The sequence below is a fragment of the Acinetobacter sp. WCHA55 genome, assembly GCF_002165305.2.
Classification (GTDB): domain Bacteria; phylum Pseudomonadota; class Gammaproteobacteria; order Pseudomonadales; family Moraxellaceae; genus Acinetobacter.
This window is the reverse complement of sequence record NZ_CP032286.1, coordinates 2407983-2429813: the sequence shown is the minus strand read 5'-3', so window position 1 is coordinate 2429813 and position 21831 is coordinate 2407983. Positions and strand designations below refer to the sequence as shown.

At 41.3% G+C, this 21831-nt stretch carries 17 protein-coding genes; 10 read left to right on the top strand and 7 right to left on the bottom strand.

The window, feature by feature from the left end; all coding sequences use genetic code 11:
* Nucleotides 1–47 precede the first annotated feature (47 nt).
* From CDG62_RS14560 to CDG62_RS14550, 3 genes are read right to left on the bottom strand one after another with little or no spacing between them, the layout of a single operon-like run.
* On the bottom strand, nucleotides 48–2060 hold the full coding sequence (locus tag CDG62_RS14560; RefSeq protein WP_087528495.1) for a TRAP transporter permease: 2013 nt from the start codon (nucleotides 2058–2060) through the stop codon (nucleotides 48–50).
* Nucleotides 2057–2530, bottom strand: coding sequence for a DUF1850 domain-containing protein (locus CDG62_RS14555; RefSeq protein WP_087528497.1), 474 nt, complete (start codon nucleotides 2528–2530; stop codon nucleotides 2057–2059). Before CDG62_RS14555 ends, CDG62_RS14560 begins: the two co-directional genes overlap by 4 nt.
* Nucleotides 2527–3537, bottom strand: a complete 1011-nt coding sequence (locus tag CDG62_RS14550) for a TAXI family TRAP transporter solute-binding subunit (protein WP_087528499.1) — start codon at nucleotides 3535–3537, stop codon at nucleotides 2527–2529. The genes CDG62_RS14555 and CDG62_RS14550 overlap by 4 nt, the downstream gene beginning before the upstream one ends.
* Nucleotides 3538–3899: 362 nt before the next feature.
* Here CDG62_RS14550 and CDG62_RS14545 point away from each other — a divergent pair, with 362 nt between their 5' ends.
* The 6 genes from CDG62_RS14545 to CDG62_RS14520 all read left to right on the top strand — a co-directional run bounded on the left by CDG62_RS14545 (nucleotide 3900) and on the right by CDG62_RS14520 (nucleotide 11238).
* Complete coding sequence (locus tag CDG62_RS14545; RefSeq protein ID WP_087528500.1) at nucleotides 3900–4493, top strand: LysE family translocator; 594 nt, start codon at nucleotides 3900–3902, stop codon at nucleotides 4491–4493.
* A gap of 113 nt (nucleotides 4494–4606) precedes the next feature.
* Nucleotides 4607–5176, top strand: coding sequence for a dCTP deaminase (gene dcd / locus CDG62_RS14540; protein WP_004694514.1), 570 nt, complete (start codon nucleotides 4607–4609; stop codon nucleotides 5174–5176).
* Between the two features lie 237 nt (nucleotides 5177–5413).
* Nucleotides 5414–6856 carry a hypothetical protein gene (locus tag CDG62_RS14535; protein WP_087528502.1) on the top strand — a complete coding sequence of 481 codons (1443 nt, stop codon included), beginning with the start codon at nucleotides 5414–5416 and terminating at the stop codon, nucleotides 6854–6856.
* Nucleotides 6857–6865: 9 nt separating this feature from the next.
* Nucleotides 6866–7549 (top strand): hypothetical protein, encoded by a 684-nt coding sequence (locus CDG62_RS14530; RefSeq protein WP_087528503.1) that lies wholly within the window; start codon nucleotides 6866–6868, stop codon nucleotides 7547–7549.
* Between the two features lie 26 nt (nucleotides 7550–7575).
* Entirely contained in the window at nucleotides 7576–9861 is a 2286-nt protein-coding gene (locus tag CDG62_RS14525) for a DUF6160 family protein (protein ID WP_087528504.1), read from the top strand.
* A gap of 24 nt (nucleotides 9862–9885) precedes the next feature.
* Complete coding sequence (locus CDG62_RS14520) at nucleotides 9886–11238, top strand: hypothetical protein (protein WP_087528506.1); 1353 nt, start codon at nucleotides 9886–9888, stop codon at nucleotides 11236–11238.
* Nucleotides 11239–11296: 58 nt separating this feature from the next.
* On the opposite strand, the gene CDG62_RS14515 is transcribed toward CDG62_RS14520, so the two are convergent.
* From CDG62_RS14515 to CDG62_RS14500, 4 genes are all read right to left on the bottom strand, one after another.
* Complete coding sequence (locus tag CDG62_RS14515) at nucleotides 11297–13015, bottom strand: proline--tRNA ligase (RefSeq protein WP_087528507.1); 1719 nt, start codon at nucleotides 13013–13015, stop codon at nucleotides 11297–11299.
* 95 nt (nucleotides 13016–13110) lie between these two features.
* Complete coding sequence (locus CDG62_RS14510; protein ID WP_087528509.1) at nucleotides 13111–16215, bottom strand: efflux RND transporter permease subunit; 3105 nt, start codon at nucleotides 16213–16215, stop codon at nucleotides 13111–13113.
* Nucleotides 16216–16235: 20 nt separating this feature from the next.
* A complete protein-coding gene (locus CDG62_RS14505) occupies nucleotides 16236–17363 on the bottom strand; it encodes an efflux RND transporter periplasmic adaptor subunit (RefSeq protein WP_087528510.1) in 1128 nt (375 codons plus the stop codon).
* A 57-nt stretch (nucleotides 17364–17420) separates the two neighbouring features.
* A complete protein-coding gene (locus CDG62_RS14500; RefSeq protein ID WP_087528511.1) occupies nucleotides 17421–18059 on the bottom strand; it encodes a hypothetical protein in 639 nt (212 codons plus the stop codon).
* Nucleotides 18060–18339: 280 nt separating this feature from the next.
* Between CDG62_RS14500 and pilG the strand changes: the two genes are divergently transcribed.
* Genes pilG through CDG62_RS14480 form a run of 4 tightly spaced genes read left to right on the top strand, consistent with a single transcriptional unit; the run spans nucleotide 18340 to nucleotide 21784 of the window.
* Nucleotides 18340–18723, top strand: coding sequence for a twitching motility response regulator PilG (gene pilG / locus CDG62_RS14495; protein ID WP_004694493.1), 384 nt, complete (start codon nucleotides 18340–18342; stop codon nucleotides 18721–18723).
* A 27-nt stretch (nucleotides 18724–18750) separates the two neighbouring features.
* Nucleotides 18751–19119 (top strand): response regulator, encoded by a 369-nt coding sequence (locus CDG62_RS14490; RefSeq protein WP_004694491.1) that lies wholly within the window; start codon nucleotides 18751–18753, stop codon nucleotides 19117–19119.
* Between the two features lie 5 nt (nucleotides 19120–19124).
* Nucleotides 19125–19661 (top strand): chemotaxis protein CheW, encoded by a 537-nt coding sequence (locus CDG62_RS14485; protein ID WP_004694490.1) that lies wholly within the window; start codon nucleotides 19125–19127, stop codon nucleotides 19659–19661.
* Nucleotides 19662–19711: 50 nt separating this feature from the next.
* On the top strand, nucleotides 19712–21784 hold the full coding sequence (locus CDG62_RS14480; protein ID WP_087528512.1) for a methyl-accepting chemotaxis protein: 2073 nt from the start codon (nucleotides 19712–19714) through the stop codon (nucleotides 21782–21784).
* Nucleotides 21785–21831 lie beyond the last annotated feature (47 nt).

The following is a 21831-nucleotide window of genomic DNA, read 5'->3' as shown; positions in this document are numbered from 1 at the left end:
CCTCAATAAAAAAAGCCCAACATGATGAGTTGGGCTTTTTTTGCTTTTTAGGACATTGAATAGGACTGATTTTGTTTTTTGGCTTGCATAATATTAATGCTGATCGCAATTACCACCATCACAATCCCGATAATATCAGTCACAGGTTCAGGGATAATCATACATAAAGCACCTACACCTAAGAAAATCCGCCAGAACCAGTTCAAACCAACTTTAAAGTAACCTTCAACTGCTGCACCCAGCGCCAAAATACCGACTACTGAGGTAAAGACAATACTCACAATAGTCGTCCAGGCAGGAAAAGCAAACTCACGTGCATTGACTGCGACATTGGTTGTATCAATCATCAGCATGGCAGGGTTATAGACGAACAGGAACGGGACAATGAAACCGGCCAAAGAGAGTTTCAAGGCTTGGAAACCTGTGCGCATTGGGTCACCCCCTGCGATTCCCGCACCTGCAAAGGCGGCTAAGGCGACAGGCGGGGTAATATTGGCAAACAGACCAAAGTAGAACACAAACATATGCGCCACTAGCGTGGGAATATCAAAGTTTGCCAAAGCGGGTGCAGCCATAGTCGCGGTAATGATATAGGCTGGAATCGAAGGAAGTCCCATGCCTAAAATCATTGACGCAATCATGGTAAAGAATAGCGTTAGAAATAGACTACCTGCACCGATGCTCATAATTGAGGAGGTCATGACAGAGCCAAAGCTGGTCAGGCTCACCACACCAATAATAATTCCCACCACAGCACAGGCGGCCATGACCGAAAGGGATTGCTTTGCACCATCGGCGAGCGCTTCTAATATTTCTTTGAAGCCCATACGGGTCGATTTTCGGAAACTCGCCACGACCACAGTTAAGACAATGGTATAGACCGCAGCATAACTAACGGGAATGGATTGGAAGAGGAAAAACACCAAAGCTACGATTGGAATAAGCAAATGTCCTCGTTCCTTTAGGACATCTTTAACTCGTGGCAAATCCGCTTTCGGGACACCTTTTAAATTGTCTTTACCAGCACGGAAATGAACTTGTGCCATTACACCCAAATAATAGAGCAAAGCGGGAAGTGTGGCTGCAAGGGCAATGGTGCCATAACTGACACCGGTGGTTTCAGCCATAATGAAGGCACTGGCTCCCATCACCGGTGGTAAAATTTGTCCACCTACAGAGGCACTGGCTTCAACAGCACCTGCAAAATTTTTGTGGTAGCCAATTTTTTTCATCAAGGGAATGGTAAATGAACCTGTACCCACGACATTGGCTACCGCTGTGCCATTAATGCTGCCCATAAATCCACTGGAAATGACGGCAACTTTTGCAGGGCCTCCTTGTTTATGTCCCGCAAGTGCCATCGCCAAATCATTAAACAGTTTGCCCATGCCTGATTTCGCCAGAAAAGCACCAAACAAAATAAACAGGAAAATAAACGTGACTGAGGCACCGATTGCGGAAGAATAAAGGCCTTCGGTTTTTAAATACATTTGCCCGAAAATATCACTAATACTATATGGACGCGTCAATAAACGATCAGGGACCCAGTCATAGTGGCTAAAAAACGGGTAAGACAGAAAAACTAAACCTAAAATAGGCAGCATCCACCCCATGACCCGCCGAGCACCTTCAACTACCAGCACCACAGCTAAAATGGCAAAAACAATATCTAAGGTGTTTGGAATACCACCACGTGTGGTCATGATCGCTTGATATTCTTTCCATAGGTATAAAAAGGTTGCTAAAGAGGCTAAGGCAAGTAACCAATCCAACCAAGGGATGCTTTGTCGTGAACTGGACTGACGCGCAGGATAAAGTAGGAAGATCAAAACCAAACCAATAGCGACATGGGCGGAACGTTGAATCAGTTCGGGTAGTGGATTAAAAGTAATGAATAAATGAAATAAGGAATATAAAATAGCAATCGCTGCTATGAACCATGCCACAGATTTGTTGCTTGGGGAACGAGTCACTGACTCACGATCAAATTTTTCTAAAATGGCTTGTTGTTGTTGCTCATCTAATTGTTCAGGGGCAACTTTTTCTTCATTTTGAGTCATCGGCATTCTCCGATCTGCCATGCTTTCCACAAGGGCTGTTGTTGTGCTGTAATTTGAACCAAGGTGTAATCTGGATATTGTTGAAAAATGGGCCAGACGCCCTGGTGAATGATGATACTGCCTTGCATATTCTTGGAAATGATCCAGTTGATTTGATCAATTCGCCGATTAACTTTCATTCTGACCATACCGTCTTTTTGAAAGATGATAGGATAGTCATTCGGCGTACCTGCACCGAAAGAAATTAGGTCGGTGTAGCGCAATATAAAGTGCTGTTGCTCCCGATGATAATTTTCAATCCAACGGGTTTTTTCAACTGAGTGTTTCCACTGCAAATTAAATTGTGTCGTTGAAATTCGGCACTGCATTTGAGCAACAGTCACTTCGGTATAGTGAATAGGCAAGAACAGCAGCCCGCATAAACCGAGTAGAAAAAGTGCAGTAAACACTGCACTTTTTTTCAGCTTCATTTTTTCGCTGCGAGTTCCTCGTAATAACGTTTAGCGCCCGGGTGTAGAGGTGCAACCACGCCTTTTTGAGCTGTTTCCAGATTAATTTCTGTCGCTGCCTGATGTGAGTTGGCCAACTGTCCTAAACTATCAAAGAAGGTTTTGGTCAGTTTATAGACATCATCTTCAGAAATATCGGAACGTACCACTAAAGCATTCATAATAGCTGCAGTTGGAATATCTTCTGCATTGCCATAAGTGCCTTTTGGAATATTTAGAGATAGGAAATAGGTTTGGTTTTTGGCGATTTGTTTCACTTTCTCAGGATCGATCCCGACCAGTTGTAAATCGAAACCTTGTTGCAATTCCATCAAGGATGAGTTGGGAATACCACTGGTTAAGAATGCAGCATCAATTTTTCCACCTTTTAACGCATCGGCGGCTTCTGCATAGCCTAGATAATCGACCTTCACATCATTATAAGTAATACCGAAACCATTTAAGAGCGTGCGTGCATTAACTTCAACCCCTGAGTTTTGGGCACCGACGGCAATACGCTTACCTTTTAAGTCTTCAAGCTTTTTAATGCCTGATTTTTTTGATGCCACAATTTGCACATAGTTGGGATAGAGTGCTGCCACTTGTTGGACATTATCAATTTTCCCACTGGCAAAACTACCTGTGCCATTCAGTGCTTCGGTTAAGCTGTCACTCATGACAAAAGCCATTTCGACTTTTTTCTGTTTGAGTAAATTAAGATTTTCTACCGATGCGCCTGTGGTTTGAGTTTTTGAATTTACACCATAGGTTTTATTATAAATTTCAGCCAAACTGGTGCCAATCACGTTATACGGGCCAGATGCACCGCCTGTCGCTATGTTGACAAATTTAGTTTGGAGTTTGTCGGATGCTTGTGCACTGGTTTCAGTTTGAGCATCGCCTGACGTTGCGGTTTTATTGTCACTTGAGCATGCTCCTAGACCTGCAAGTGCAATTGAAAGTAGCGTGAGTTGGGTCCATTTTTTCATATACTTTTCCTCATTTTATTATCTTCAAAGCCATTCACTTGGCTCTTTTAACCTTAACTTTACGCGATCAGATTGACGAATAAAAATACGCATATTTTAAAAAGTAACCGATTAAAAATCATTTGAATAGTTTTTTTTCATTAGTCATGTTTATTTGATTTATAAAATCATTGATTTGAAAAAAGAATAAACCATGTGGCGTCATCTTTAAGAAAGCTAGATTGGGTAAGGGTCTTACGCTTCATTTATGCTACTTATTGAATGAAAATTAAAAAAAACTGTTATCACGGTTCACTAAATTTGATTGCTTTCAGCAAGGCAAGTCATTACGCTTATAACTATATATATGTGGGTCTGCGAATATGGTCACTTGGTTTTTTATTGGTTTAGTGATAACCATTCTTTTAACTCCAGGACCGACCAATACCTTACTTGCCTCTTCGGGCATTCAAGTCGGTATTCGTAAATCTTTGCGTCTCATTCCAGCAGAAGCTTTTGGCTATCTCATTTCAATCACGGCATGGGGCTTCCTTATTGGAAAAGTGTCTGTACACTTACCTTTATTGCCGACTATTTTAAAACTGTTCAGCGCAAGCTATATCATTTATTTGGCCATTAAATTATGGCGTACAGCCGATGCTGAAGTGAGTTTTAATCAACCGACTATTCGGGCGCGTGAACTATTTTTGGCAACATTATTGAACCCTAAAGCATTGTTATTTGCTTCTGCCATTTTCCCAACTATTGCGTGGACAAGATTGGATTATTACTTGTCACATATGTCGCTGTTTTTGGTGTTGATTGTGCCGATAGCTTTCTTTTGGACTTTTATTGGGTCAATTTTAGCGAGCAATAAAATTCGTTGGCTGAACCAATCTAACCTGCAAAAAACAGCATCGCTGGTTTTGATGAGTTTTTCGATTCCGCTGAGCTATTCTGCGATTTTAAGCTTTTAATTTAGTAATTAAAGGCAGAAATTTTGCGAACTTAAACGCGCTTATTTTCATTGAATGCGATTTCAGTTAAAGTACAACGCAATTATTGAAATTAAGCTTTTTGGAAAGAATAAATGGCTATTAAGTCCGATCGTTGGATTCGCGAAATGAGCGAAAAACACGGCATGATCGAACCGTATGCAGAAAACCAAGTTCGTTTAGATGAAAATGGTCAAAAACTCATTTCTTATGGCGTGTCGAGCTATGGTTATGATGTACGTTGTGCACGTGAGTTTAAAGTTTTTACCAATGTTCACTCGGCAATTGTAGATCCAAAAAACTTTGATGATAAAAGTTTTATCGATATTGAAGCTGATGTTTGTATTATTCCGCCGAACTCATTTGCTTTAGCACGTACCGTTGAGTATTTCCGTATTCCGCGTAATGTGTTGACTGTGTGTTTGGGTAAATCGACCTATGCACGTTGCGGTATTATCGTAAACGTCACACCACTTGAGCCTGAGTGGGAAGGTCATGTCACTTTAGAGTTCTCGAACACAACGAATCTACCTGCACGTATTTATGCCGGTGAGGGTGTTGCACAAATGTTGTTCTTCGAATCTGACGAAGTGTGTGAAACATCGTATAAAGACCGTGGTGGCAAGTATCAAGGTCAAACAGGTGTGACTCTACCAAAGACCTAAGTTTTTGATATTTAAGAAAGCGGATCATTGATCCGCTTTTTTTATGTCAATTCATTCATCGGAAAATAAATATTATCGGACAGTTGGTTTTGCATTTGTGCCGAGTTTCAGCATAATCAATTATGAAATAGAGTGCTTTGGTTGACGCAAATAAAAATTATAGTGCGCACAGTAGAATGCCAAGCAAAGGATGCAGTACATAAAGATGCGGAGCATCAAATAATAAGGATGGTCGAGATGACGAATCGTATATATCCCGCAGGATTGAAAAAATCCTGTTTAGCTAGTCTTGTCGGACTCATGCTTGCACAGTCTACATTTGCGCTTGAGTCACTTTCCGATGAATATCTAGCGGATACTACAGGTGAAGGCATTGCTTTACTTCCTGAAAACTTCAAGATGGTGTTCCAAGGGGCCAATGACCTCTCCACGGCTTCTAGCTACAACCGTGGCGTGGCCAATCCACAACAATACGACACGGGTTTCATTCGTATTATTCCTGTTGGTGAGAACTACTCCAAATATACTGATGCTGATGATCTGACCACGAAACGAACCAAAGCGGATATCTTTATTTATGGTTTAGCGCTTTCACGGTCTGATAATAATGCCAATAGTCGTTTCAGTAATCAGGGCTTCACATGGGGAAGCGATGTTAACCCTTGGTTATTTCGCGCTGGCACAGCCACGGGGATTAAACAGTTTCATCAGTCGAATGCAAGTTCAGATGTAAGTTTTCTAGGGCTAGAAGCGCCTTTAGCAACGGTTGTAGCGAGTGATACAGATAATAATATTAAATTAGGTCTATGGTGGGATGCTTTTTCTCGCAGTTGGAACTCCTCCAATAAAGTGGACCCCATTACTGGCGCACCGACAACAACGAACGCAGCTGCAGACCCTGATTTGCGCTTAGACCAAAGAATACGTCTACAAGCGGTTGCTAACGGATTGAGTTTAAATGGCTCACAGGTGCGTATGTTTCAAACTCAAGCTTCTACCTTAGACCAGCAAAATAAAACCTTTGGGATGGCAGCCTTACTTCGGATCAATACCAATGATAATCCATCTACATTGATCTATGAAAATACAGATACGAATAAAGCGCAGTTGAATGCCAAAGTCCTTCGACTTAGCACAGCTACGACCAACGATGGCACGGCAGTCACACCCGCGTTAGATCGTTCTCTAGCTCCAATTTTTAATGCCAGTGAAGGACTTTATTTATACAGCCCAAATATTAATTTGGTTTTGGGGAATATGTATCAGCCTTTTGTTGTAGGTTCGGAAGGACGTAATATTATTCTTGAAGTCACACGTATTCCGAATGTGCCTGAGATTTATAAACAGATTTATACCTATTACCCAGATGTACAAGGTGGAAGCAGTGCTGACTATAAGGGATCAACTTGTAATGTAGCGTATTGTGGTTCGAATATTGTTCAAACGGGGACAGGAAGTACCGCTATACAGTACCAAGGAAATAATGCAACACATAGCAGTATTTCGATTGGTAGCGTGACACGAGATCCAACCACCAATACGCTCAAAGCCAATACTGCGACCAATTCTACAGGTGTGGTATTTCGTGGACCAGGAACAGCAACACCTGTGAATTTGGGTTCAGTTGCTATTGATGGTGTGTTGATTCAGCATTTTAAAATTAAGACCACAGGGCTATAGGATACTGACATGATGAAAAAATTATGTGTAACCATGTTGATGTCTGTATCCATGTTGTCCCAAGCGGGTTTGGTAGATTTGGATAATACTGAACTAGTCGGGGTGGTTGGACAGGGCGGTGCAGATTTGAGCTTAACCCTATCGATTAACCACCAATATGCCAATGACATGAGTTTAAATACGATTTCTAGAACCAATGGTGTAGATGCGAATGGTAGAGCTATTGTCACTGAAGCGTATTATCAAATGCGTGCAAATCAAGACTGCGCTTTATTAGAACTGTGCCGTATCGCCATTTCTCCAAATAATCATAAGGAAAATGGGCAAAAAAAGTGGCTGGTATTTAAGCAGTTTCAGGGCACTATGCAAATTGATAAATTTTCGCTGGAAGGCACCACGATTTTGAATAAAGAAGGTAAGCCACAAACTGCAATGCTGTTAAAATTTTTCGATGATAAACCTCTCAAAATTCGTAATTTAGGTTTTGCCAGTCTTTCAGTGGAAAGTGGTGAAAATGGATATTTCAACACCTCAACCTATAACAGTTATGGTACGAGTAAAACTGTACCAAGTTTTGATAAAGGTCAGGAACAAGGCTTTATGGGCTTAAATGTCCATGGAAACTTACATCTGGATGGAAATCTAAAAATCTTTAGCTATAACTGCTCGGGCACTGCGGGTAGTCGCTGTTAAACCCATAGTTTCAAAAGGATATTGAGATGCATAAAATAATAAAACTAAACCTTCTGACACTGTGTATCTGTGCAGCGAATCAAAGTTATGCATTACAAGCTTTGAATGATCAGATTTTAAGTGATGTAACGGGTCAAGATGGTATTTCAATTACTCATGAAGCTTCAAAAGTTGACATTAAACAGTTGAATTGGGTCGATCCAGCGGAAGCCGGAAAAACACCGATTAAACTGGGTTTACATAATATTGAAGTGAAAACGGCGACTGGTTATAACAATATTAAAACCAAACTCGATTTTGATGTGGGAACAACACAATTGGCCAATGGTACGCAAGGGGTTGGCATTCAGCTTTCTGCCAGTGTGTCGCCTTTTACCGCAACAGCTGCCCAAATTATGCTGATGTGTTCGCCGAATTGTGCAACGGGCGAAACAGATCAAAATTTAGGAAGTTTTAAGCTTTCGACTATTTCACCTTTTGAAGTGTACTTGGCAACGACGAATGGTCTGTTTAACCGCGACTCAAAGGCGCATTTAGATTTTAAATTGCAGAATGCCAGTATTAGTTATGGGCAAAATAATCAAGATTTAACCTTAAAAGACTTCAATTTCAATTTATCTGCTGATGGATATCTTTATATCGATGAAACGGAAGGTATAGTTCTTACTTCAAAGAGCAGCGTTGGCGATAATATTGTTGTTTTAGGTCGAGTGGAAGATAAGACTGATGTACATGACAGCCGCGTAGGCAATGCCACAAATCCGGGGTTAAACGTCGATTTACGTTATGGCTCAGCAAATTCGACTCACCGAAATTTAATTCGAATAGGGGCATCAGGTGCTTTAACCAATGGCAAGATCGCGTTAAATGCTGATCAGACTGGCGTTGCTAAGTTTAATACGGTCAATCGTGTTAACGGTAATGTTCAAGAAAATGAGGTGGTTGCCTCTGCAGGTTATAGTTTTAAGAATGCAGGTGGACTACATTTAAATGTATCGGCTGACTTTACCCGTGCAGGAAATAGTTTGCTCGGCGCTGCCACACCAACAACATTTGAATTAGGGCACACTGGCACAGGCAGTTATGCCATCGAGTTTTCAAATTTATCACCGCTGAACGTACGTACATCTACTGACCCCAACTCTGCAATAAACATTCAAAATGCCTATATTGATTTTGGACAAATTTATATCAATAACATCCGCACCAATTCAATGGGGTTCGTGGTCAATGATCAAATTAAGACGATATTGGGTGCGCAAAACTATGAGTTGATTTATAACCCATCACCAACGGGCAATGCTTCAAATATGGCTTTTATTGCTATACGTGGGCTCGATTTTCAAGCAATTGCACGTAAAGCCCGTTTTATTTCAGATAATTCAATTGCAGTCAACAATACTAACGAAGGAACATGGGGTTTAGGTATACCAATTTATAACCTAAATGCCAATGCAGCATTTTTTGCCAAGAAATATACCAATACCGCTGGAACAGTGAAGGATGGGTTGGGCTACGACATCGCAGTATCAACTGATGGTTATGGTGAAGATAGTCAGGGCAACCCTAAAACAACATCTATTATTGTCATTGATGGTGCGATGAGTAAGCATGGTGAAGAAGTTAACTACTATACAGGCTTACGCAATATTGACTCATATTTTAAAGCCAATGGTGTAATTGGTTTTAATGAAAATGAAATCTATATCAAAGCTGATAACTTATTGTTTGCAGCGAATGCGGAAATCGCAATTGGCCAGCTTCCTGGCTCATTATATAACTGTCCCGAAGGTGTTAATACCTGTGCCAAAGAAGTGGTAGCTATCAATAACTTTGCCAAAAAAGATGACGTTCTCGCATCGATTGCTTTTATGTTAGATGGGAAAGGTGAGCTTTTTATTATTCCAGGGCTTGAGGCTGTAGGTGGGACGCCGCAAAGCAATTACCTCTCATTTAAATCTAACTTTGAATTTAATACGTTAAGTAGCGCAGATTTGAGTAATGAAAGTAAAAAAGGCAGTTTTATAAGCCTCAGTAATACCGATAGCAATGGAACAGCAACAAAAACCTCAAGTTTTAACTTAAACAAAATGCAAGGTCACTTAGGCTTGAATGGCAAAATTCAGATGCAAAAGGATTCAGTTGTCATAGACAATCAAGTGCAATTTAACCATAAGGCATTAGCAGGAGGACAAGGAACTGCCTTTAGAGCGGAGGTTGCATTGTCTCCAACAGGTACCATGCAGAAGGTTGCAGATATTGCCATTACGGGTGGGGCTATGCGTAGCACATTAGGGATTACGCCGCGCTAAAAAGAATGACAAGGAATAAATAAAATGAATAAGTCTTTAATTTCAATTCTAATCACAGCAACATTAGGCTTGAGTCAAAGTTATGCGATGACCGCTTTAAATGACGAGGAATTGTCAGAAGTTGAAGGTCAGTCTTTAATGAATCTAGAGTTTCAGCAGGGGACGAATACAACCGATGCACAAGGGAAAACATATAATCAATCAAACATTGGTTTTTATAAGTTGGCCCTTAGTGCGGAATTGGAGCTGAATGCCAATATTAAAAAGCTTCAATTGGGATGTGGTGGCGACAATAATTCAATTCGAGCCAACAGTTGCGATATTGATATCGATCATATTGGGTTAAGTGGACTACCTGATGATCCAAACTATACATCGGATCAGCGCGCAGCGACTTCGGCATTAATCACAAATCCATTTATTCAGTTCGCTATTAAAAATCCGACCTCAGCAGCAACACGTGAGGTACTTGGTTTTCGTGTCAGTGCTGAAAAGATTAAAGGTTTGATGACCTTGGGTACTAATAATGATGTAGATGCAAATAATAATGCGATACCTAATGGAATTAATACCTTTAGTGGTTATATGAAAACCAAGACGGCATCTGGCACTGCAGTGACATCTGCTCGTAGCATGACTTATGCAGATACAGGTTTAACTATGAATGGTATTGTGCAAGGACGATTACTCGGAAGTAGCTCTGGTACAACTTGTGTAAGTGGCTTTTTAGACCCTTGTTATAACATTTCATATACATCTGATACTTATAATTTAAATCTATCTTCAACTACAGCACCTTTTACGATTAATTCGACAGTTGTGTCGGGGACTCGAATGAAAGATGTAACTTTAAAAGGGACGGGTACTGTTGGGCAAATTAATTTTAGTGGGCAATTAACAGCTCAAGTACTCGGTTTCTTAAACTTAGATAAACAGGTGTCAGGCAATATTACTGGGCTTAAAACGGATATCACTGTGAACCAAAGTTTAGGTTTAATTCATGCTTTGTATTTAAATAACCCTGCATCATTATCTTTGCAATCACAAGATATCCTATGGACGGGCGCTGCGGTTGGAGCAAATAAGGGATGGTGGTTGGCCATGGAGGATGAGGTGGAGTTGGGTAGCCTAAGCCCAACAACCAAAGTGGCAATTACCAATGAGGTCTTAAAACAAACTATTGCGGGTATTAATAAAGATCTAACGGATAATCCTCGAAATTGCGGTAACCTTTTAACAGGATGTGTTGGTGGTTCTGCATTAGTTGTTGGTAATGTTCCAATGAATACGACAACTTTGGATTTTCCACTGACTAATTTAAGCTTACAAGGGCAAAACTTTCGATCGAACTGCTATGGTGGTTTAAAATTCTGTTAGATATATGATCTAATAAAAAAACCCGCGATAATCGCGGGTTTTTTTATTCTAGAATGAATTATTTTGCAATTTTCGCCAATAACTCTTCTTTAGAAATGTTTACAGACTCAGCATCACGACGGCCTTTATATTCAAAAGTGCCTGCATCCAAGCCTTTTTCACCAATCACAATACGGTGAGGAATACCTGTAAGCTCTAGGTCAGAGAATTTCACGCCTGGACGTTCGTTACGATCATCTAGTAAAACATCATAACCTGCTGTCGTAAGTTCAGCGTACAGTGCTTCAGCTGCTTCTAAAGTACGTGGAGACTTATGTGCATTCATAGGAACAATGGCAACTTCAAATGGTGCAATTGCCACAGGCCAAATAATGCCTTTTTCGTCAAAGTTTTGCTCAATTGCAGAGGCAACCACGCGTGTTACACCAATACCGTAACAACCCATGGTTACCGTAAATGGCTTACCATCTTCACCTAGAACTTTACAGCCCAAAGCTTCTGAGTACTTTTGACCGAGTTGGAAAATATGACCGACTTCGATACCACGTTTAATTTGCAACGTACCTTTACCGTCTGGAGATGGATCACCCTCAACCACATTACGTAAGTCATAAACTTCGGTGAACTGTGCATCACGTTCCCAGTTTAGGCCAGTCACGTGTTTATCAACCTCATTTGCACCAGCAACAAAGTCAGACAGTACAGACGCAGCGCGGTCGACAATGACCGTTAAGCCTTTTTCAACTAAGCCTTGTGGTCCACAGAAACCAGCGGTTAAACCCAGTGCAACAAGTTGTTCTTCTGTTGCAAAAGTTAATGGTGATGCGATACGTGGATGCTTCTCCGCTTTAATTTCATTTAGCTCATGATCGCCACGTAAGAATAATGCAACTACTGGTGTTGTTTGGCTCTCTTCGGCTGCAATACCTTGTACTAACAAGGCTTTTACAGAGTGAGCAGGATCAGATTTTAAGAAGTTAGAGACGTCTGCAATGGTTTTTTGATTTGGGGTATCGACAATTTCTAATGCTTTGGTTGGCGCTGCACGTTCACCGACTAAAACGGCCTCAGCCATTTCAATATTTGCCGCATAGTCAGATTCAGTCGAGAAAGCGATATCATCTTCACCACTTGATGCTAATACGTGGAATTCGTGTGAGCCTGAACCACCAATTGAACCTGTATCTGCTTGTACTGGACGGAAATCTAGACCTAAACGGCTAAAGATTTTGCAATACGCGCTGTACATGATGTCATAAGTTTCTTGCAGTGATTCTTGGTTTGCGTGGAAAGAATAAGCATCTTTCATGATAAATTCACGTGAACGCATTACACCGAAGCGTGGACGAATTTCGTCACGGAATTTGGTTTGTACTTGATAGAAGTTTGCAGGCAATTGTTTATAGCTTTTGAGTTCATTGCGCGCAAGATCGGTTATGACTTCTTCGTGGGTAGGACCAAGCACGAAAGGGTTGCTATGGCGGTCTTTGAAACGAAGCAGTTCAGGGCCGTATTGGACATATCGACCAGATTCTTCCCATAAAGACGCTGGCTGAGTTACGGGCATCAGGACTTCGAGTGAACCCGCATTGTTCATTTCTTCATGAACGATCGCTGCAACTTTATTTAATACGCGAACGCCCATCGGCAGCCAAGTATATAAACCTGAAGCCAATTTACGAATCATCCCAGCACGCAGCATTAGTTGATGTGAAATCACTTCTGCGTCATTTGGGGTTTCTCTTAACGTTGCAAATAAAAAGCGACTCGCGCGCATGGAAACTGTCCTAAAATTTTAAACTTTGAAAGTCAAAGATTATACGATAAAAAATGAGGAGGCATGTCGACACCGCCTCAGAAAAATGTCGATTATTATGACATGATTTTACGTGCTTGACGCAGCATAAAGTTCTTAAAGTCATCTAAATAGGTGAAGATCACAGGAACCACCACCAAGGTCAGCAGTGTCGATGTAATGACACCGCCGATCACTGCATGTGCCATAGGTGCGCTTTGTTCACCTCCTTCACCTAGCCCTAAAGCCAGAGGTACCATGCCCATCACCATAGCACTAGTAGTCATCAAAATGGGGCGTAGACGTGTTTTACCCGCATCAATAATCGCTTGATAACGATCAACGCCGTGATCCATGGCTTTTTTAATGAAATCGATCAATAGAATTGCATTTTTGGTCACCAAGCCCATCAACATGATAATACCGATAATAGAAAACAAGTTCATGGTGGAGTTAAATAAGAAGAGCGCTAAAAATACCCCAATTAATGATAGTGGCAGGGAAGCCATAATCGCTGCAGGGTGAATAAAACTATTAAACTGCGAACCTAGCACAATATAAATAAACACAATCGATAAGGTGATTGCGGTCATGGCATAACCTGCGGATTCAGCCATGTCTTTGTTTGAACCTTGTGTGTCAAAACTATAACCTGCAGGAAGCTCAAAGTTGTCTTCAATTTTTTTAATATCCATGCCAATATCGCCTGCAGGGCGACCTGAAGTGTTGGCCTCAATCAGAACTTCCCGTGTTAGATCGCGTCGATTAATCTGCGATGCGCCCAGACTTTCTTCTAAATGGGCAACGCTAGAAAGGGGAATCAATAATGCTTGACCATTGGCATCCGTTTTTTGCGATGTTAGGTAAAGGTTTTGTACATCACTAGGTAAGCTACGTGCAGTTTCGGTTAGGCGTAGGTTAACGTCATAAGTTTCGCCTTTGTTGTCTTGCCATGTGGTGACATCATCCCCTGCAATTAGTGGGCGAATCACATTGGCAATTTGGTTGACTGATAGGCCCAAATCGCTGGCTAAGACCCGATTAATATGCACGCCTAAAGTCGGTTTAGGAGCTTTAAGTGAACTTTCTAAGTCGACAATGCCTTTGACTTGCGCAATTTCTGCCATAAAGCGGTCTGAAATTTTTTGCAATTCGGCTAAGTCTGGACCTTTGATGGAAATCATCACTGGCTTTTGTCCGCCCGATACCGTTTCATCTGCGGAGGCAATTGAGGTCACAGTAATGCCACCGACTTGTTGTAAGCGTTGGCGGAATTCATTGTTTAAATCGGTTAAGCTTTTCTTTCGTTCTGTACGTGACGTAACGGTTACGCGAATACTGACATGGTTTTTACCACGATCCGTAACACCATTAATCACGGCATAGGTTGCTCGAACGTCAGGGTGCTGCTGAATAATTTTATCGACTTGCAGCAGTTTGGCTTGTGAATATTCCAAAGAGGCGTCGACAGGTGTTTCGAATTTAATCCGAATCTCACCTTTATCTGGAACAGGGACAAACTCTGTTCCAATTAGTTCAGATAAGCCTAATGCGCCGAACAGTGAAGCTACAGCAATTATGAGGGTGATAAATCGGAAGCGTAAAGCAAGCTTGAGGAGTTTCTCATAGCCATGGCTGAGATTATTTAGTTTGCCAGAAATCCAATTGAAAAAACGTTTGATTCGATTGGGTGGTTTATTTGGATTATGCTTTTCGGCCCAATGTGCAGATAGCATTGGATCTAAAGTAAAGCTGACAAACATGGAGATCAGCACAGCAGTACTGACGGTTACGCCAAACTGATAGAAAAAGCGACCGATAATCCCCCCCATAAATGCCACGGGTAAGAACACCGCAACAATAGTTAAGGTGGTGGCTAGAACTGCGAGTCCAATTTCTTTGGTCCCATCAAGGGCTGCTGTGACAGGGTCTTTGCCCATGTCTGCATGTCGCACAATATTTTCACGCACGACAATCGCATCATCAATCAGTAAGCCAATGCTGAGTGACAGTGCTAGTAAGGTCATCATATTGATGCTAAATCCAAAGATCCAAATAAACGTCAGAGTGCCAAGAAGGGCAATCGGCAACGTCATACCTGTAATGGCAGTGGAACGGAATGAACCTAAAAACAGCAGGACAATCAAAATGGCAAGAGCGGCACCTTCAAGAATGGTACGTGCAACATCGGTGATGCTGTTACGAATCCCTTTGGATGAATCCACCACGACTTTTGCCGTAGTGCCTTTAGGCAATTGTTTTTGAATATCTGCTAAGGTCTCATAAGTACCATCGACCACGTCAATCACATTTGAATCGGAACTGCGTAAAATATCAATCGCAACTGCGGTTTTACCATCTAAATAGGCACTCGACTCAAGTTCGGCTTGGCTGTCTGAAATGCTTGCGACTTGGCGCAAATAAATTGGTACACCATTTTTATTGGCAATCACCAAATCGCCGAAGGCTAAAGGATGAATCACTTTAGACTTGATCTCGACCACGAGTTCACTGTTACCATGTTTCAACGTTCCACCTGGAACTTCGACATTTTCAGCTTTTAGCGTGTTAATGATCTGATCAATACCAAGCCCAAAACTTTGTAATTTGTGGGGTTCAATCTGTATGCGAATTTGTCGCTTGGCATCACCTAACAAGTTAACTGTACCGACACCAGAAACGGTTCTAAACTGTGGAATGATGCGCTGATCCAAATAAGAACTGAGCTCTTTCAGTGACATGTTTTGTGATTCAAATACAATCGACATCACGGCATTGGCAGAAGGATCGTAACGTTCAACAATCGGGTCTTGAATTTCATCTCGAAATTGAGCAGAGACCGGTGCAATTTTATCGCGGACATCTTGTGCGGCTACAGCAGAAGAAACATCAAGCTCAAACTCAGCAATAATTGTCGATAAGCCTTCGCTAGACTGAGAAATGACCTGTTTTAAACCTGAAATGGTATTGATTTGATCTTCCATTTTCTTGGTGATTTCAGACTCCACCGTTTCAGGCGATGCCCCTGGATAGGTGGTATAAACCACCACGAAGGGGAAATCGACATCTGGAAACTCCTCAACCCCCATTCTTTGCCAAGAGGCTAAGCCCAAAACCATCAGACAGAACATCATCATGATGGTAAAAACAGGATATTTCACACTAATACGGGTTAACCACATAGCAACAACCTTTTCTTATTTTATGGATTGATTGTCACCAGTTGATGCAAATCTTTTTCATTAAACTTGATACGACTAATCTGGTCGCCTGTTTGTAGTCCCTGTACTACGGCGCTGTTATTGCTATAGCGTTGTTCCAAGACTTCTATAGGGCTACGTTCAATTTTATTTTGACGAATCACCCATACATATGGTGTATTTTGTATATCTTGAATGGTATCCAGCGGAATAATTTGTCCTGTAATGGATTGTGAACCAAGTATATCACCCTCTACAAAAGTCCCAATACTTAATGAATTAATAGTTTCAATTGGCTGAGCAAAGAACTCGATTTGACGGCTCGCAGGGTCAGCAACCGGAGAAATACGAGTAATCTTGGCTGTCCGTTTTTGAGGATTGCCTTGCAGACGATATTCTATTTTTTCTCCCAAGCTTAAAGTGGCTTGTAGATCACTTGGAATTTTGGCCTGTATTTCTAAATGATTCGGGTTAATGATTTCAAATAGGGTTTGTCCTGCGGTTACGGTTTGCCCCGGTTCAACCTGACGTTGAGTAATAACTCCTGAAATTGGGCTTAGAATAGTGCCATCGCGATCCGCTTTTTCGGCAATGTCGACATTGGCTTGTTGGGCACGAACATTTTCTAATTGAGCTTGATAGTCCACAAGGCTTTGTTCATATTCCACTTTGGAAATAAAGCCCTGATTGAGTAAACGTTTTTTTCTTTGAACCATGCTTTTTGCAAGATTGGCTTGGGCTTGGGTTGAAGCAAAATTGGCTTGAGCTTGGGCAAGACGTGCAGCATTATCTTGATTATTCAATCGAACAAGCACTTGGCCTTTTTGAACGGCTTGTCCAACTTGAACGGAGACGGCGGTTGCTGTCGCTGTCACTTGAGCCTGAATGGAACTCTGATAGACGGCTCGAATAGTGCCAGTAAAAGCTGTACGTTGAACAGAAGGACCTTCTTGGAACTGGACCAAGTCTTGTGCTATCAGTTCAATTTTAGCTCTAGATGGAGTAGAGGGTGTGACATCGTCTTGTTTTTGGCAGGCAGAGAGGAGTAAGCACAAACACAGCGGGCTGAGTTTTAAAATAGAGAGCACTTGGCGGCTTAATTTGGGGTTTATACGTGGTGCAGCCTGCATTGAGTCAAATCCTTTGGTCTAGCGGCGAAAGTCAGCACACTGTAAATAAGACGCAGATTATTCAAGTGTTTTTAAACGAGCAATAATTCTGTCGTATTCAGCTCTGGTATTACGATAGTGACTTTGTAACGATTGTATTTGCTCTTTTTTCATGACAATATTTTTTGAATTATAATCAATCATATCTTGCAGCGGTTTCGGATTGCTTTTACCTTTACGCATGTTCTCTTTTTCTTGGCGTAAGAATCCAATACGGTCATTCTGTAATTGTTTTAATTCATCTTGCTGAAACTTAATCTGTTTTAAGATATAAGAAAGGGAAGTATTGCGTTTTTGAGTAGCGACTTGGCTGTTGGTATAAGCGCGTTTTAATTTAAGATCCGATTCGCGTTGCTTGGCTGCTGCTGCCCGTTGTGGAGCATATTGCGCATCTTTTTCTGCGTTGTATGGACGTGCTCGTTGAATCACTTGCATGTTGCTATCGAGTGCTTCATAACCATAGCGAATATGGTTTGGGGTGACATTGCTACTGACGTTTGCGATGCCTTTACTGTCGTAATATCGATACCAGACCGCTTTAGGTGGCTCGGCCATAATCGAGAAGGTCTGCAAACTTAGCAAAACCAGCAAAATGACTTTCGCAGTCATCCTTTTTTTTACGATCAAAGCAAGTTTGTGATTAAACTCCCTAAGCATCGATACCCCCAGTTTAAAGTTGACTAAATTACTTATTTACAAGCAATAAATAGTGCTATATTAGTCCTAAATTTAGGAATAAAAAATATAATCAGTCAAAAAAAAATCGACGGGTATAGGAAAGTGTGAAGCCGTTCTTAAAAAGAAGATGAAGTGTGGTTTTATGCGGAAACTGTTCGTTGAAAATATAAGTAAATATATGTTAAAAGTGTACGTAACTTGTAAAGCGTCTACGAATCTGTTTCTACAAACATTCTAAAAATGGGAAGGGTCATATTAAATGGACGATAAATTCCAGAATCTAAAAGTAATGGTCATTGATGATTCAAAAACCATTCGTCGTACAGCTGAAACATTATTACAACGTGAAGGTTGTGAAGTTGTGACTGCTGTCGATGGTTTTGACGCATTGTCAAAAATTGCTCAAGCAAATCCTGATATCGTATTTGTCGACATTATGATGCCGCGTCTAGATGGCTATCAAACGTGTGCATTAATCAAAAACTCACAAAATTATCAAAATATTCCTGTCGTGATGCTCTCTAGCAAAGATGGTCTATTTGACCAAGCCAAAGGGCGTGTTGTTGGTTCAGATGAATATTTAACAAAGCCGTTTAGTAAAGATGAATTATTAAATGCGATTCGTAATCACGTTTCAGCATAAATAATATAAGTGTAATTGGGGAAAATTATGGCGCGTATTTTAATTGTGGATGACTCACCTACAGAGACCTTCCGCTTTAAAGAAATTTTGGGGAAACACGGTTTTGAAGTGATTGAAGCGTCGAATGGTGCCGATGGTGTAACCATGGCTCAAGCTGAACTTCCAGATCTAGTGTTGATGGATGTGGTGATGCCAGGCGTTAATGGGTTTCAAGCAACCCGTCAAATTGCGCGTGGCGCAACAACAAAACACATTCCTGTAGTGATCGTCAGTACTAAAGATCAGGCTACAGATCGTGTATGGGGCAAGCGTCAAGGTGCGTGTGATTATTTAACTAAGCCTGTTGATGAAAACCAACTGATTGATGTAATTAAGCAACACCTGAACGCAGGATAAGCTCTATGGCAGCAAATGGATTTATCGAATTACTTCGACTTGCTAAACGTGGTAATAAAAACTACGTTTCAAACGAAAATGAGGTAAACCGCTGGTCGGGCATTGCTTTTGAGATGATGGGGCAATATTTCGTTGCGCCATTAGGTGAAGTTGCAGAGGTGATTTATCCTCCGAAATATACCTTAGTGCCAAATACTCAACCTTGGGTTGTGGGTTTGGCCAATATTCGAGGACGTTTACTTTCTGTTGCCGATTTAGCGCACTATGTATCAGGGCATCGTAGTGCATATTCACCGACTCAAAAAGTACTCTGTATTAGTCACAATGACCACTATGTCGGTTTAGTTGTCGATCAGGTTCTGGGGATTCAGCACTTTAATAAGAAAAGTTTCTTTTCTAAACACGAAGATTTAGATCGGAATTTAAAAGAATATTGCCAAGGGTATTTTCACCAACACAACCAACAATGGCATGTTTTCTTATTCAGTCGCTTATTAGACAATCCAAAGTATATGAACGCATCTATAAAATTTATAAATTAATATCATTGTCGCGCGCGAAATTATAAGGGCGTAAATCGGGGAGAAGCTGCATGGGCTTTAAACTTAAAAAGAAAAATACGGATGGAAGCAGTAACCGCTCAGGTGGAAATGCTTTAGTAGCAAAACTTCAATCACAGACGGAACAGTTTTCACGTGTATTTGGTGATAGTGAAAAGTCCAAGCCATTAATTTTGGGTGCGGCATTTTGTATCGTACTGGCAATTTTCTTACTGTTGTACCTATTCTATAGCGTACCTCGAAATAACGAATTCACCCGTAGCTTGGGTGATTTACGTCTTTTATCGCAAACGATTTCGCGTCAGGCAACTGAAGCAACAGCATCAGGTACACCTGAGGCCATTAAAAAACTGACAGAATCACAAAAGTCTTTTGCTGAAAATTTAGAAACAGTAAAAGATATTCACCCAAGCACAGATGCATTGCGTGAAGTCGATACACAGTGGAAAAAGGTTTCTGAAAATATTGATTTAATTGCATCGCAACAAAAAATCATTAACCAACTCTACGATACCAACATCGCGATTAGTGAAAGTATTCCGGGGATTCAGGCCGAATATAACTTAATGGTTGACCAAATGGCACGTCAAAATGTGCCAGCCAACCAAGTCGTGATTGCAAAAAACCAAGTATTCATTGCGGAACGTATTTTACGTTCAATTGGTTCTGTCTTGACGGGTTCAGCAAACTCACGTGAATCTGCGGATGACTTTAGCTCAGATACAGAAACCTTCGCGTCATACCTAAACGCTCAGTTAAATGGTAGTGCGGACTTAGGTGTAGAGCGTATTAATGATCCTGAAATGCGTGATTCTTTGACCAGTATTCAATCAGAATATGATGATGTACTGAAGTCGGCAGCAGCAACGGTTTTAAAGAACTCATCACAAATCGTTAAAGTACGCCAAGCGTCATCATCGATTTTTGAACAGTCGGATGCTTTGTTAAGCAATTTGAACAAATTGTCAGGTGGTACAGGTTTAGCAATTGCAATTCCTGCCTTAGGTTTAATTCTAGCCCTGATTGCTTTCTTATTCTGCGTATTTAAATTACTCGTACTTCGTGGCGAATCAGATAAAAAACGTGTATCTCGTCTACAAGATGAATATGACCGTAACCAAAACGCGATTTTACGTTTACTGGATGAGATTGCTGATCTTGCAGATGGTGACTTACGTTCATATGCAACAGTATCTGAAGACTTCACGGGTGCAATTGCCGACTCGATTAACTTCGCAATTGACCAATTACGTGACCTTGTTTCTCGTATTACCGAAACTTCTCAAGAGGTTGCACAATATACGGCAAGTACGCAGGGGATTACCAACCAGTTAGCCGAAGCATCTGAACACCAAGCGCAAGAAATTGCGGGTGCATCTGCCGCGATTAACGAAATGGCAATGTCGATTGACCAAGTATCTTCAAACGCTGAAGAATCTGCAGTGGTAGCAGAACGTTCAGTAAAAATTGCTGCAAATGGTGCGAACGTTGTAAACCGTTCAATTGAAGGTATGGATATCATTCGTGAGCAGATTCAAGAAACGTCTAAACGTATTAAACGTTTGGGTGAATCTTCACAAGAGATTGGTAACATCGTTGCCTTGATTAACGATATTGCTGACCAAACCAACATCTTGGCTTTAAACGCAGCGATCCAAGCATCGATGGCAGGTGAAGCAGGTCGTGGTTTCGCCGTGGTTGCGGATGAAGTACAGCGTCTTGCAGAACGTTCAGCTTCAGCAACTAAACAGATTGAAACACTGGTAAAAACCATTCAGACCGATACCAACGAAGCAGTAATTTCGATGGAACAAACCACGTCTGAGGTTGTACGTGGTGCGAACTTATCTAAGGATGCGGGTGTTGCACTGGATGAGATTCAAAACGTATCGGGTAATTTGGCAAAATTGATTGCAAATATTTCGGATGCAGCAAAGCTACAGTCAGCATCTGCGGGTCATATTGCAACTACGATGAACGTCGTACAAGAAATTACCTCACAAACCACCACGGCGACTTTCGATACAGCACGTTCGGTCTCAGAACTTGCGAACATGGCGGAAGCGTTACGTGAGTCTGTAACAGACTTTAAACTGCCTGATTAAGCGCATGCTTTGGGGGAGGTATGCTGCTCATGACTTGAGTGGCATAC

Excerpts from the sequence above, each read along its gene's own strand:
- CDG62_RS14490 (WP_004694491.1), top strand. The coding sequence starts at position 18,751 with ATGGCGCGTATTTTAATTGTGGATGACTCACCTACAGAGACCTTCCGC.
- CDG62_RS14550 (WP_087528499.1), bottom strand. The coding sequence starts at position 3,537 with ATGAAAAAATGGACCCAACTCACGCTACTTTCAATTGCACTTGCAGGT.
- CDG62_RS14525 (WP_087528504.1), top strand. The coding sequence starts at position 7,576 with ATGCATAAAATAATAAAACTAAACCTTCTGACACTGTGTATCTGTGCA.
- CDG62_RS14545 (WP_087528500.1), top strand. The coding sequence starts at position 3,900 with ATGGTCACTTGGTTTTTTATTGGTTTAGTGATAACCATTCTTTTAACT.
- CDG62_RS14485 (WP_004694490.1), top strand. The coding sequence starts at position 19,125 with ATGGCAGCAAATGGATTTATCGAATTACTTCGACTTGCTAAACGTGGT.
- CDG62_RS14500 (WP_087528511.1), bottom strand. The coding sequence starts at position 18,059 with ATGCTTAGGGAGTTTAATCACAAACTTGCTTTGATCGTAAAAAAAAGG.
- pilG (WP_004694493.1), top strand. The coding sequence starts at position 18,340 with ATGGACGATAAATTCCAGAATCTAAAAGTAATGGTCATTGATGATTCA.
- CDG62_RS14480 (WP_087528512.1), top strand. The coding sequence starts at position 19,712 with ATGGGCTTTAAACTTAAAAAGAAAAATACGGATGGAAGCAGTAACCGC.
- CDG62_RS14530 (WP_087528503.1), top strand. The coding sequence starts at position 6,866 with ATGATGAAAAAATTATGTGTAACCATGTTGATGTCTGTATCCATGTTG.
- CDG62_RS14515 (WP_087528507.1), bottom strand. The coding sequence starts at position 13,015 with ATGCGCGCGAGTCGCTTTTTATTTGCAACGTTAAGAGAAACCCCAAAT.
- CDG62_RS14535 (WP_087528502.1), top strand. The coding sequence starts at position 5,414 with ATGACGAATCGTATATATCCCGCAGGATTGAAAAAATCCTGTTTAGCT.
- CDG62_RS14510 (WP_087528509.1), bottom strand. The coding sequence starts at position 16,215 with ATGTGGTTAACCCGTATTAGTGTGAAATATCCTGTTTTTACCATCATG.
- CDG62_RS14520 (WP_087528506.1), top strand. The coding sequence starts at position 9,886 with ATGAATAAGTCTTTAATTTCAATTCTAATCACAGCAACATTAGGCTTG.
- CDG62_RS14560 (WP_087528495.1), bottom strand. The coding sequence starts at position 2,060 with ATGACTCAAAATGAAGAAAAAGTTGCCCCTGAACAATTAGATGAGCAA.
- dcd (WP_004694514.1), top strand. The coding sequence starts at position 4,607 with ATGGCTATTAAGTCCGATCGTTGGATTCGCGAAATGAGCGAAAAACAC.
- CDG62_RS14555 (WP_087528497.1), bottom strand. The coding sequence starts at position 2,530 with ATGAAGCTGAAAAAAAGTGCAGTGTTTACTGCACTTTTTCTACTCGGT.
- CDG62_RS14505 (WP_087528510.1), bottom strand. The coding sequence starts at position 17,363 with ATGCAGGCTGCACCACGTATAAACCCCAAATTAAGCCGCCAAGTGCTC.